Annotated in this window: 11 protein-coding genes; 3 read left to right on the forward strand and 8 right to left on the reverse strand. The window is 65.2% G+C overall.

What is annotated here, in order from left to right:
* The first annotated feature begins 9 nt into the window (after nucleotides 1-9).
* Complete coding sequence (locus OKW45_RS19915; protein WP_018417582.1) at nucleotides 10-552, forward strand: FKBP-type peptidyl-prolyl cis-trans isomerase; 543 nt, start codon at nucleotides 10-12, stop codon at nucleotides 550-552.
* Here OKW45_RS19915 and OKW45_RS19920 read toward each other — a convergent pair.
* The 4 genes from OKW45_RS19920 to OKW45_RS19935 all read right to left on the reverse strand — a co-directional run bounded on the left by OKW45_RS19920 (nucleotide 532) and on the right by OKW45_RS19935 (nucleotide 7157).
* Entirely contained in the window at nucleotides 532-1959 is a 1428-nt protein-coding gene (locus OKW45_RS19920; RefSeq protein ID WP_429473321.1) for a hypothetical protein, read from the reverse strand. The two genes, OKW45_RS19915 and OKW45_RS19920, sit on opposite strands and share 21 nt — an antisense overlap.
* Nucleotides 1946-4633, reverse strand: a complete 2688-nt coding sequence (mutS, locus tag OKW45_RS19925; RefSeq protein ID WP_429470627.1) for a DNA mismatch repair protein MutS — start codon at nucleotides 4631-4633, stop codon at nucleotides 1946-1948. The genes OKW45_RS19920 and mutS overlap by 14 nt, the downstream gene beginning before the upstream one ends.
* A 208-nt stretch (nucleotides 4634-4841) precedes the next feature.
* On the reverse strand, nucleotides 4842-6140 hold the full coding sequence (lplT, locus tag OKW45_RS19930; RefSeq protein ID WP_018417586.1) for a lysophospholipid transporter LplT: 1299 nt from the start codon (nucleotides 6138-6140) through the stop codon (nucleotides 4842-4844).
* 213 nt (nucleotides 6141-6353) lie between these two features.
* Complete coding sequence (locus tag OKW45_RS19935) at nucleotides 6354-7157, reverse strand: inositol monophosphatase family protein (protein WP_184004081.1); 804 nt, start codon at nucleotides 7155-7157, stop codon at nucleotides 6354-6356.
* A 409-nt stretch (nucleotides 7158-7566) separates the two neighbouring features.
* Between OKW45_RS19935 and OKW45_RS19940 the strand changes: the two genes are divergently transcribed.
* Both OKW45_RS19940 and cysE read left to right on the forward strand, forming a co-directional pair.
* Nucleotides 7567-8397, forward strand: a complete 831-nt coding sequence (locus tag OKW45_RS19940) for an RNA methyltransferase (protein ID WP_026225304.1) — start codon at nucleotides 7567-7569, stop codon at nucleotides 8395-8397.
* A 257-nt stretch (nucleotides 8398-8654) separates the two neighbouring features.
* Nucleotides 8655-9482 (forward strand): serine O-acetyltransferase, encoded by an 828-nt coding sequence (gene cysE / locus OKW45_RS19945; RefSeq protein ID WP_429470630.1) that lies wholly within the window; start codon nucleotides 8655-8657, stop codon nucleotides 9480-9482.
* Between the two features lie 53 nt (nucleotides 9483-9535).
* Here the strand turns inward: cysE and OKW45_RS19950 are convergent, their stop codons facing one another.
* From OKW45_RS19950 to OKW45_RS19965, 4 genes are all read right to left on the reverse strand, one after another.
* Complete coding sequence (locus OKW45_RS19950) at nucleotides 9536-10333, reverse strand: UDP-2,3-diacylglucosamine diphosphatase (RefSeq protein ID WP_429470631.1); 798 nt, start codon at nucleotides 10331-10333, stop codon at nucleotides 9536-9538.
* Nucleotides 10334-10396: 63 nt separating this feature from the next.
* Nucleotides 10397-10891 carry a peptidylprolyl isomerase gene (locus OKW45_RS19955; protein ID WP_429470633.1) on the reverse strand — a complete coding sequence of 165 codons (495 nt, stop codon included), beginning with the start codon at nucleotides 10889-10891 and terminating at the stop codon, nucleotides 10397-10399.
* A 138-nt stretch (nucleotides 10892-11029) separates the two neighbouring features.
* A complete protein-coding gene (locus tag OKW45_RS19960) occupies nucleotides 11030-11611 on the reverse strand; it encodes a peptidylprolyl isomerase (protein ID WP_184022474.1) in 582 nt (193 codons plus the stop codon).
* Nucleotides 11612-11661: 50 nt separating this feature from the next.
* Nucleotides 11662-12453: a tetratricopeptide repeat protein gene (locus OKW45_RS19965; RefSeq protein WP_429470635.1), complete on the reverse strand. Its 792-nt coding sequence runs from the start codon at nucleotides 12451-12453 to the stop codon at nucleotides 11662-11664.
* Between the last annotated feature and the right edge of the window lie 145 nt (nucleotides 12454-12598).

Consider the following 12598-nt stretch of genomic DNA (forward strand, 5'->3'; position numbering starts at 1 on the left):
GAGAATCGAATGAAAATCGCAAAGAACACCGTCGTGTCGGTCGCCTACAAACTGTCGGATGCGCAGGGCAATCTGATCGAGGAAAGCGAAGAGCCGATGGTCTATCTTCACGGCGGCTATGATGGCACGTTCCCCAAGATCGAGGAAGAGCTCGACGGCCGCGAGGCTGGCTTCGAGACCCAGATCCAGCTCGAGCCGCAAGACGCGTTCGGCGAATACGATCCTGAGCTTGTGAAGATCGAGCCGCGCGATCGCTTCCCGGAACCGCTCGAAGTCGGCATGCAGTTCGAAGGCACCCCGGAAGATGGCGACGAGGAAATCGATGCGCTGGTGTACGTGGTGACCGACGTCGCGGAAGACAAGGTCGTGCTCGATGGCAATCATCCGCTCGCCGGCATGGCGCTGCGTTTCGCGTTGACCGTCAAAGACGTGCGTCCGGCTACTGAAGACGAAATCCAGCACGAGCACGCGCATGGCGCGGACGGCCTCGAAGTTCTCGACGACGATGAAGACGAGGACGAACAAGACGACTCAAAACCGACCCTGCACTGAGTTTGCGGGCATGCGCGGTGTTGTCGCGGGGGCAGGCGGCACCGATGCGGGCAACGCAGGCGAGGCTGGCAGTATCGACCCCGGCGGCATCGAGATAGCGGGCCCATAGTCGCCGCCGCCCTGGTCGGACGGGATGCGCGGCTGCTGGTCCTGCGACTCTCCAGGCGTCCCCAATACGGGCGGCAATTCCGACGCCGGCCTGAAACCTTCCACATTCGGCATCTCTGGCGCAACCGGCATCGACGCGCCGGATCCGTCGCGCGGCGATGCGGGCGGCAAGACCGGCGGCGTGGTGGGCAGCGGCATCTGCTTCGGCACATCGCGTACGCTGACTCTGAACGGCGGCTTCCTGCCGAAATCCGCTTCTATCTGAATCCATTGGTTGAGACGATCATGCGGCGCGAGCGCAATCCGCGTGAGGTTCGTCACGACCGTCCCCTTGTCGTTGCGTAGCGGCTGATCGATGACGAAACCGCCGGCCGGCCGGTCGTCGTCTGCATGAATGACGACCACGGGTCCGGGGAAAATCTGCGCGAGCTTGACCAGACTGCGCTTGAATTCTAGAAAGCCGTCGCGGCGCGAGCTATGTGCGAAGTGCAGCCAGGCGAACCGTTCGGGTCGTTCGTAGCGCTCTGGGTCGAAGTCGCCCTGAATGAACACGACGATCGCGCGCGCGTCGCGGCGCTTCGCGTATTCGGCCGCGTGCTCGAGCCAGAATGCGTTGGCGATCACGCGATCTTCGAACTCGCCGTTGCGGCCGCCCGCGCTCAGGTAGTGATTGTTCGGACCCGGCGCGTTCAGGCCGATGAAGACGATGTCGCCGGCTTTGGTGTTCGCTTTGTCGTTCGTTTTTTCGTTGACCACCCAGCGCACGTTTTCACGGAACGTGCGGAAGCGCGACACCTCGCTCTCGCGTGTCAACGCGATCGGGTTCTGCCCCATCGACGTTGGATCGGCGAACAGCGTTTGCCGCAACTGGTCGAGCCGCTCGACCGGATCGAAGCCGCCGGCTTCCGCCGTGCCGCAATCGACCCAGTCATGCTGGCCGGGGATAAAGAAGAGGGCAGTGCGCGAGCTGTCGAGCAGCGCTTGGCGGCGCTCGAACAGCGCGTCGCGGCAAACTTCCTTCGGCCCCTTCAGATTGCCGTCGTAGACGATGAAGCGCACGTCGCGCTCGCGGCCCATCGCCTCGAGCAGCCGTTGCGTGGCGGCTTCGTCGGCGGGGCTGTGCATCGTGCCGGAAATCACCGCGAACGCGAAGCGCGAGGCCTCGGCGTGCGCCGGCGCGGTCCATGCGCACACTGCCGCGAGCACGACGATGCCGCCTGCCGGTGCGAGCACGTGGCGCAGCGCCGCGCGAAGCCCGCACGGGCGCGGCTGGTGTCTCGGCGTGTCAGTGGTCCGCATCCGGCGCGACGGCCAGTTCATGCAGTTCGTACAGCAGATCGAGCGCTTCGCGCGGCCGCAGATCGTTCGGATCGATGCCGCGCAGACGCTCGACGAGTGTCTGCATCGCAGGCGACGCAGGCGTTGCGTCGCTCGCCGCCTCGTGGTCGTCGTCGGCGTCTTCGGCGAGCATGGCAGGCTGCGTCGCGAACAAATCGAGTTGCGGCGCGGGCTGCGCGGCCGATTGCTGCTCCAGATGCGCGAGATGCTTGCGTGCCGCGCGGATCACCGCGTTCGGCACGCCGGCGAGTTGCGCGACCTGCAGACCGTAGCTCTGATTGGCGGGCCCTTCGTTGACCGCGTGCAGGAACACGATGCCGTGCCCATGCTCGACCGCCGACAGATGCACGTTGGCCGCGTGCGGAAACTCTGCGGGTAGTTGCGTCAGCTCGAAATAGTGCGTCGCGAACAGCGTGTAGCAGCCGTTGTGGGCGAGCAGGTGGCGCGCGATCGCCCACGCGAGCGCGAGGCCGTCGAACGTCGACGTGCCGCGGCCGATCTCGTCCATCAGCACGAGGCTTTGCGGTGTCGCGTCGTTGAGGATCGCGGCGGCTTCGGTCATCTCCACCATGAAGGTCGAGCGGCCGCCGGCGAGGTCGTCGGCCGCGCCGATGCGCGTGAAGATGCGGTCGATCGGTCCGAAGGCTGCGCGCCGCGCTGGTACATAGCTGCCTACGTAAGCGAGCAGCGCGATCAGCGCGGTCTGGCGCATGAAAGTCGACTTACCGCCCATGTTCGGACCGGTGATCAACAGCAGCTTGCGCTCGGTCGCGAGTGAGCAATCGTTGGCGATGAACTGCTCGACCTGCGCCTCGACCACCGGATGACGACCCTGCTCGATGTCGATACCCGCGTTCGCCGAGAACGTCGGCGCAACCCAGTCGAGCGCGCGAGCGCGTTCGCCGAGCGCGGCCAGCAGATCGAGTTCGGCGAGCGCGAGCGCAACGCGCTGACAGTCGGGAATGAACGGCAGCAACGATTGCAACAACGCGTCGTACAGTGCGCGTTCGCGCGCGAGCGCGCGTTCCTGCGCGGACAGCGCTTTGTCCTCGAAGGTCTTCAGCTCGGGCGTGATGTAGCGCTCGGCATTCTTCAGCGTTTGCCGACGGCGATAGTCGTCCGGCACCTTGTCGGTCTGGCCGCGCGTGACTTCGATATAGAAGCCGTGCACCTTGTTGTACTCGACGCGCAGATTGCCGATGCCGGTGCGCGCGCGTTCGCGTGTTTCGAGATCGATCAGGAACTGTCCGCAGTTCTCCGAAATATCGCGCAGTTCGTCGAGCTCGGCGTCATAACCACGCGCGATGATGCCGCCGTCGCGCACCATCGCGGCCGGCTCTTGCGCGACCGCGAGCTTCAGCAAATCGACGCACGCGTGCGGCGGTTCGAGCGCCGCGTCGATGCGCGCGAGCGAATCCGCGTCCGATGCCACCGCCGCGAGCTGCGCGCGCAATGCAGGTAGCGCGATGAAGGTATCGCGCAGGCTCGACAGATCGCGCGGCCGCGCCGACAGCAGCGCGAGACGTCCGGTGATCCGTTCGATGTCCGAAATCTGCCGCAATGCGCCGCGCAATGTATCGAGATCGGCGCCCGGCGGCGCGTCGAGCAACGCGCCGATCGCCTGCTGACGCGCCTGAGCCACCGCCGATTCGCGCGGCGGATGATGGAGCCAGTGCCGCAGCAGGCGGCTGCCCATCGTCGTGCAGCAGGTGTCGAGCAGCGAGCACAGCGTCGGCGATTCGGTGCCGCGCAGCGTCTCCGTGAGTTCGAGGTTGCGGCGCGTGGCCGGATCGAGGCCGATGTATTCGGATTCGTATTCGACCTTCAGGCTGCGCACATGACGCAGTTGCTGGCCTTGCGTGGACGCCGCATACAGCAGCAACGCGCCGGCCGCGCCGCACGCGCAGCCGAGCGAATGCGCGCCGAAGCCGTCGAGGCTAGCGACTTCGAGCTGGTCGCACAGGCGCTTCGTGCCCGAGGTGATATCGAAGTGCCAGGCCGGTACACGCTTGAGCGCGCTGGCGTTGACAGGCGGTGTCCAACTGGTCGAATCGGCGGTGGCGTCGGCGACCAGAATTTCCGCGGGACGGATACGCTCCAGAGCGGCGGCGACCTGATCGGGCGCGACTTCGGCGAGGCGCAGCGCGCCGCTCGCGAGATTGAGCCACGCGAGACCGACACTCGTGGCGACACCGCGGCGATTGTGCGCGACGCCCAGCGCGAGCAGATAGACGTCGCTCTTGTCGGACAGCAGCGCGGCGTCGGTCAGCGTGCCGGGCGTAACCACGCGCATGACCTTGCGCTCGACCGGGCCTTTCGAGGTCGCCGGGTCGCCGACCTGTTCGCAGATCGCGACCGATTCGCCGAGCTTCACGAGCCTGGCCAGATACTGTTCGACAGCGTGATGCGGCACGCCGGCCATCTTGATCGGATTGCCCGCCGACGCGCCGCGCTGCGTGAGCGTCAGGTCGAGCAGGCGCGCGGCTTTTTCCGCATCGTCGAAAAAGAGTTCGTAGAAGTCGCCCATCCGGTAGAACACCAGCGTGCCCGGATGCTCCGCCTTGATGCGCAGGTACTGCTGCATCATCGGCGTGTGTTGTGCGACGTCGTTGGCCGCTGCGGTTTGAATACCCATCCTTCGTGTCTTCTTGCGGTAGATGCTCAGGGCGTGAGTTTAACCCGCCGGCGCGGCGAGCGGACCCTGGCCGAACGGACGATGCCAAACCCGAGAGCCGAATGGCAGCATGACTGCTTCGATCGAAGCGTGCGTTTCACGCGGTCGCGGCGCGTTGCGCACGTCGAGCCGCGCCTCGTGCTGTCATTATTGGAGCTCTGTGATGCATTCATTCCTCGATCATCGCCCGCATGTCCACGCTGCGTTCGTTCGCGGCGCTGCGGCGCTTCGCGAGCCACATCATCAGCGTGACGAAGCTGCCGAACACGACGATGATCCACTGCGCGGGCATCTTCGCCGTGAGCAGCAGCGCGTATGCCCCGAGCATCAGCAGCACCGCGAGGTTCTGGTTGAAATTTTGCACGGCGATCGAGTGACCGGCCGACAGCAGCGTCGCGCCGCGATGCTGCAGGATCGCGTTCATCGGCACGATGAAAAAGCCCGACAGCGCGCCGAGCACGATCATCAGCGGATAGGCCAGCAGAATGTAGTAGGGCGCGACGTGCGTGCCGAAGCGCAGGCCCGCGCCCGCCGGGAACAAGTCCTTGTTGTAGAAGGCCATCGCGATCGCCACCGCGCCCGTCAGCACGCCGACCGGCAAAACCTTCAGCGAGCGGCGCAGCGGAATCAGCGCGGCCGCGCCCGCCGCGCCGATTGCGATGCCGAAGCCTGTCACGCCTTGCATCACCGCCGCCTTTGACAACGACAGCCCGAGGTTCACGTTCGCCCATTTGAGCACCAGCAGCTGCATCGTCACGGCGGCGCCCCACATCAGCGTGGTCACCCACAGCGCGATCTGCGCGAGCTTGTCGGCCCACAGCACCCGGAAGCAGTGATGGAAGTCGCCGACCAGCTTATTCGGCTCGGTTAGCCGGTTCGGATAGCGCGCGCCAGTGTCTGGAATGAAGATGTTGATCGCGGCGGCGATCGCGTAGGTGAGCATGACCGCGCCCATCGCGAGATCGGCGGCCGAGCGGATCAGCGGCATATGCGCACGCGTGACGAAATGCTCGACGACGGTGCTGATCAGCGCACCGCCGAGCATCGTGCCGGCGATCGTCGACAGCACCGTCGCCGATTCGAGCCACGCATTCGCCTGCACGAGCTTTTCGGCGGGCAGCAGCTCGGTGAGGATGCCGTACTTGGCGGGCGAATACGCGGCTGCGCCGAAGCCGACCACGCCGTAGGCGATCATCGGATGAACGCCGAGGATCATCATCAGGCAGCCGCTCGCTTTCAGCGCGTTGGAGATGAACATCACGTGGCGCTTCTGCATCGAATCGGCGAACGCGCCGACGAACGGCGCGAGCAGCACGTACGAGATCGTGAAAAAAATCTGCAGCAGCGGCGTAACCCACGCGGCCGAGCGCATCACGGAAAGCAGGGCGATGGCGGCGATCAACAGCGCATTGTCGGCCAGCGACGAAATGAACTGTGCCGCGATGATCGTATGGAAGCCTTTTTTCATGGGGCAGATTGGAGGCTGCGCCCGGGGCGAAAGTCGGGCAGGGTCAAAGCGGCATGGAGCAGGGAACGGTCCCGGCGGAGTACCGCCCCGAATTACTTTCCGCTTTTTAGCACGACGCCCCACACACTGGAGCGCCGCCAACAGAAAAGCGGCCGAAGCCGCTTTTCTCAGCAATCGTTATGCGTTGCCGCGGACCGGCCGCGGCGGCGCACCTTACGCCGACTGCTGACGCGTGCGGCTGTAGCGCGACAGGATCGGAATCATCTGCGCGTAGACCTTCGGGTTGCCCGCGACGACTTCGCCGACGTGCAGGAACTCCGAATCACCGGTGTAGTTGCCGACCAGGCCGCCGGCTTCGGTGATCAGCAGGCTGCCCGCCGCGACGTCCCATGCGTTCAGGCCCTGCTCGAAGAAGCCGTCCATGTGGCCGGCCGCGACGTTGGCCAGATCGAGCGCGGCGGCGCCCGGACGGCGCAGGCCGGCGCAGGCTTCGGTCATCTCGGCGAACTGATGTCCGTACGATTCGAGGCTGTCCTGCGCGCGGAACGGAAAGCCGGTGCCGATCAGGCAGTCGGCCAGGCGGTCGCGCTTGGCGACGCGGATGCGGCGATCGTTGAGAAACGCGCCACGGCCGCGCGATGCGGTGAACAGATCGTTGCGGGTCGGATCGTAGACGACGGCCTGCGTGACGACACCCTTGTGCGCGAGCGCGATCGACACGCAGTAGTAAGGGAAGCCGTGGATGAAGTTGGTGGTGCCGTCGAGTGGATCGATGATCCACTGGTATTCGGAATCGTGGTCCGACTTGCCCGACTCTTCGGCAAGGATGGCGTGATCGGGATAGGCGGTCTTCAGCGTTTCGATGATTGCCGCTTCAGACGCTTTGTCGACCTCCGTGACGAAATCGTTATGCTGCTTTTTGCTGACCTGAATCAGGTCGAGATCGAGCGATGCGCGGTTGATGATCTGAGCTGCGCGGCGCGCGGCTTTCACAGCGATATTGAGCATGGGATGCATAAACTGATCCTTGTGCCGGGGCAGCACGGCTGCCGGCCGGTAAATAAGCGCGAAACTGCGCTGACGGGCGCCGCAACGACGCAAAAACAGCACGGAACGGCAGACCGGCTATCAAACCGGAGAGCATTCCGTCGACGGAGACGAATTGAATAAGAACGGTGCGACCGGTTCGACGGAAGCTTCAGCAAACGTCGGCGCCGGACGCGAGAAGCGGTATTTTACCTGAGTCCGGGCGCCCTCGCGCCGGTGCTCGCTCACGTGCGGCTGATGTACCGCGTAGGCGGCCGCCGGTGCCGGTCAGATGCTGCGCCCTCGTCCGCGCGCGTGAGTCGCGCGCGCGCCTGATTCGGCATAGGTGCCCGTTGGCGCTACCATACGCGTCTTGAGTCCTAGCCAGTCGAGTTTCATCGTGGATCACACCCACCATTCCTCCGACCCCGCCGTGGCCGATTTGCGCGGCGGCTTCACGTCGACGCGTTTCGTGCTGGTCGAGCCCAGCCATCCGGGCAATGTCGGCGCCGCGGCGCGCGCGCTGAAAACCATGGGCTTTTCGCGGCTAGTGCTCGTGTCGCCACGCGTGCCGAACGTGCAGAACGACCCCGAGGCGATTGCGATGGCGAGCGGCGCCGATGACGTACTCGCCTCCGTGCACGTGGTGCCGTCGCTCGCCGATGCACTGACTGGCGTGCACTGGTCGATTGCGCTGACCGCGCGGCTGCGCGAATACGGTCCGCCGCAATGGACGCCGCGTGCGGCTGCCGCCGCCGCGCACGCAGAGGCGATGCACGGCGAGATCGCGCTGGTGTTCGGCAACGAGCGCACGGGCTTGTCGAACGAGGACGTCGAGCGATGCAGCGCGATCGCGCATATTCCGGCCAATCCGGCCTATAGCTCGCTCAATCTCGCGCAGGCGGTGCAGGTGCTCGCCTACGAGCTACGCACCGCGTACCTCGGCGCCGACGAAGCGAGCGACGGCGCACCCACCGCGGGAGCACACGCGGCGCTGGCCGAACCCGCCGCTCCACGCGCGCAGATGGCGGCCAGCGACGAGATCGAGAGCATGTTCGCGCATCTGGAAAGCGCACTGGTCGCGCTCGAGTTTCTCGATCCGGCCAATCCGAAGAAGCTGATGTCACGGCTGCGGCGGCTCTTCGCGCGCTCGGGCCTCGAGCGCGAGGAGGTCAACATCATGCGCGGCATCGCCAAGCACATCCTGCTCAAGACCAGGCGGACCGACTGACGGTCCGTCGACCAGCCCGTGACGGCGCACCTGATGCGCCGCCTTCGTCTGACGACAACCTTGCAGGTGACGGGGACTTCCGGCAGGTTTCGCGCAATCGCCCTACAATCCACGAAACGTTAGAAGCAAAGCTGCCGCCGTGCTAAGCGGCAGCGATGCCGCTACCTATGGCGTGAAATGCAGAGTCCCGCGCACGCGCAAACCGCGCGGATCCGCTCACGCAGACGGATTTTTCCCCCAACAATACAGTCCCTGCCATGTTCACGAGACTTCGCGAAGATATCGCCACCATCCGCGAGCGCGATCCCGCCGCCCGCAGCGCATGGGAAGTGCTCACGTGTTATCCGGGGCTGCACGCGCTCGTGCTGCATCGGATCGCTCACGCGTGCTGGCGCGCGAAGCGCCGCTGGCTCGCGCGTTTCGTGTCCCAGATGGCGCGCTTCATGACCGGCATCGAGATTCATCCGGGCGCGACCGTCGGGCGGCGCGTGTTTATCGATCACGGCATGGGCGTCGTGATCGGCGAGACCGCGCAGATCGGCGACGACTGCACGATCTACCAGGGTGTGACGCTCGGTGGCACGTCGCTCACGCGCGGCGCGAAGCGGCATCCGACGCTCGAGCGCGGTGTGATCGTCGGTGCGGGCGCGAAGGTGCTCGGCGGCTTCACCGTCGGCGCGGACGCGAAGATCGGATCGAACGCGGTCGTGACGAAGCCGGTGCCCGCGCGTGGCACGGCGGTCGGCAATCCGGCGCGGATCATCGTGCCGGCCGCGGCGGCTGCGAACGGTGCGAACCCGAATGCGAACAATGCCGCGCGTGACGCGAAGCGCGGCAGCGAAATCAGCGCGTTTTGCGCATACGGCATCACGCCCAACGCGGACGATCCGGTTTCGCTCGCGATTCACGGTCTGATCGACCATGCGGCGACTCAGGCGCGACGTATAGATGAAATCGTCGATGCGCTCGAGCGGCTCGGCACGAGCCTCGAAGGGCTGCAAGGCGCGGATGCGGCGTTGCTCGATTTGCGGCGGCTATCGGCGGCGATCGCGGGGAAGGTGGAGGGGCTGGCGGCGGAGCGCTAGATATCGGCGCCTCGGCGTCTCCGCAGCGCGAAGCGCACGCCGTACCCACGAAGTCAATCCAGCGGCAACGCTCGAATCCCGTCGGCATCGATCTTCAGATAGCCGCCCCGGCGCTCGCCGTGATCGAGATCCCAGTCGGGCAGAACCCAGCGCGTGCCGCCCGGCTCGCGATGCCGCGCGGGCAGATGGGTATGCCCATGAATGATCGTCGCGGTCTTCGATTTCCTGAACAGCGCGGCGACACCTTGCGGGGTCACGTCATACTTGATCGGCATCGGCCGCGTGCGGCCATGCTCGCTCTTCGAGCGCATGTTCTCGGCGAGCTTGCGACGCCAACGAAATGGCCACGCGAGAAACAGAATCTGCGCGAGTCGATTGCGCGCGAAACGCCTGAACAACTGATAGCCGCGATCCGCGGTGCACAGACCATCGCCATGGGCGAGTGCAATGCGCGTGCCGAACGCGGTAATCACGAACGGATCGGGCAGCCAGATCGCGCCGGCCGCTTTCATGAAGCGCTTGCCCAGCAGAAAGTCGCGATTGCCGTGCATGATGTAGAGCGCGATGCCGCGCTCGGATAGCGTGTGCAGCAGCGCCGCAATATGGGCGAAGAACGGCTCGCTCAGCATGTCGTCGCCGACCCAGTACTCGAACAGGTCGCCGAGGATGAACACCGAGTCGGCCGCTTCCGCGCTCACGCGGATGAAATGCTCGAACGCGGCCACCGTGCGCGGAATTGCCCCGCTCAGATGCAGATCGGAGAGGAAGAAAAAAGGGCGCGCGGCGTGCGGGCGTTGGCCTTCGCCTGGGACGCCCGCGGCGACGCTTCGCAGCGGCGTCTCTTGCAGCATTGAAGGTGCCTGATTTCAGTTCAAACGAGTCGACGCCCGGATGAGGCGCGACTCACTCACGGCTTAGCCGACGACGACAGCTTTTTCGATCACGACGTCATCGACCGGCACGTCCTGATGGAAGCCCTTCGAACCGGTCTTGACCTTCTTGATCTTCTCGACCACGTCCATGCCTTCGACGACCTTGCCGAACACCGCGTAGCCCCAGCCTTGCGGCGTCGGCGACGAGTGGTTCAGGAAGTCGTTGTCGTTCACGTTGATGAAGAATTGCGCGGTCGCCGAATGAGGGTCGTTGGTACGCGCCATCGCGATCGAGCCGTTCTCGTTCTTCAGACCGTTGTTCGCCTCGTTGGTGACCGGCTCGGCCGTCGGCTTCTGCTTCATGCCGGGTTCGAAGCCGCCGCCCTGGATCATGAAGCCGTCGATCACGCGGTGAAACACCGTGTTGTCGTAGTGGCCGGCCTTCACGTAGTTCAGGAAGTTCTCGACCGACTTCGGCGCCTTTTCGGCGTTCAGCTCGAGTTTGATGACGCCGTGGTTCGTATGCAGTTCAACCATGATGGAATCCTTTGATGAACAGGTGGATAAAAGGCGCGGCGCGTCGTCATGTGCTGACGACCGGCCGCGCCGGGGCGTTGGTTGGGGCCGGGCTTCGGCCGCGCGGGTTCGCTTGCTCGTTCGCTCGCTGGTTCGTTTTTACTTGCTCACCACCGTCGCCGACTGGATCACGACCGGCTTCTGCGGTACATCGCTCATCGGGCCGCGCGTGGTGGTGGGCGTGGCTTCGATGCGTTTCACGACGTCCATGCCGCTCGTGACCTTGCCGAATACCGCATAGCCGTTGCCGTCCGGATTCGGGTAGTCGAGATTGGCATTGTCCACCGTGTTGATGAAGAATTGCGCGGTGGCCGAATTCGGGTCGCTGGTGCGCGCCATCGCGATCGTGCCAGCGGTGTTCTTCAGACCGGTGCGGCTCTCGAGCGGAATCGGCGCGCGCGTCGGCTTCTCGACGAAGCTCTGCGTATAGCCGCCGCCCTGGATCATGAAGCCCGGAATCACGCGATGGAAGATCGTGCCGCTATATTGGCCGGCTTTCACGTAGTCGAGGAAATTGGCGACCGTCTTTGGCGCTTTCTCGGGATACAGCTCGACGCGGATGTCACCCTCCGACGTCTTCAGCAGCACGGAAGGATGAGCGGCCTGCGAACCGGACTGCGCAAAGGCGGGTGCGTTTGCGATCAGGGCGGCGCTGCCGAGCGCCAACATCAACCATTTCATGAAAGTCCTCGGGGTTGGAGAAAAGTTGCGGCAGGCAACGAGCCCGGCGCTCAGCGCGACGGCGCCATGTACGGCGGCATGGCGAGCGAGCCATTCGGGCCGCCGAACTGGAAGCTCGGACTGTCCGTGATGTTCGACGTGGGGTGCGCGGCGGGCACGGTCGTCTGCTCGGCGGCAGGCTGCGACGCCGCGGCAGCGGGCGTTGCCGGCGACACGACCTTCTGGATATCCGCGAGACGCTGCGCGGTCCTCGGGCTCGCCTTGCCGAGGCTCTCCGCGCGACGGTACGCGGCATCGGCGAGGCGCAGATAGAGGTCGCCGAGGTTCTCGAACGCGAGGCCGTAGTTCGGATTCACCTTGGTGGCCATCTCGAGCGCCGCGCGCGCTTCGGTCAGGCGGCCTTGTCTCGCGAAGAGTGTGGCGAGGTTGTTGTACGGCTCGGGCAACTCGGGATACAGCTGCGTGAGTTCGGTGAACGCTGTGATCGCTTCGTCGTCGCGATTCAGATGCACGAGCACGTTTGCGCGTTTGAACTTCGCTTGTGCGTCGCGCGGATTCGCGGCGACGCGCGCATCGAGTTGGGTCAGCGCGGCTTGCCAGTTTTTCTGTGCGATCGACGCGTCGATTTCCGGCGTATTGTCGCGCACGGCGGGGCCTTGCGGCATCACCGCGGCCTTCTGCGCATAAGCGCTGGCGACCGGCACCGCGGCAAGCGCGGCAACGACGGTGACGCGCCACGCGAGGGCACGCGCCGCTTCGAAAGTAACGCCACCGACAACGTTGCCAAACGCAGTCGCGGCGAGGGTCGCAGCGCTGCGCGCGCGGCCGCTGGAGTGTTTCATAGGCTCAGGTCTGGATGTTATACTCCGAGCCATTCTAACAAAAGGTCTGCGCGTTCCGTCGAACCGCCGACTGTCTTTTCGCCACTCGTGGCCGTCTCCGCCCGGTTCGCAGCCTCGTCTGCAGCCTGATCGCCGCACGAGGTGC

Source organism: Paraburkholderia lebeckiae (genome assembly GCF_050436225.1).
In the GTDB taxonomy this organism is placed as follows: domain Bacteria; phylum Pseudomonadota; class Gammaproteobacteria; order Burkholderiales; family Burkholderiaceae; genus Paraburkholderia; species Paraburkholderia tuberum.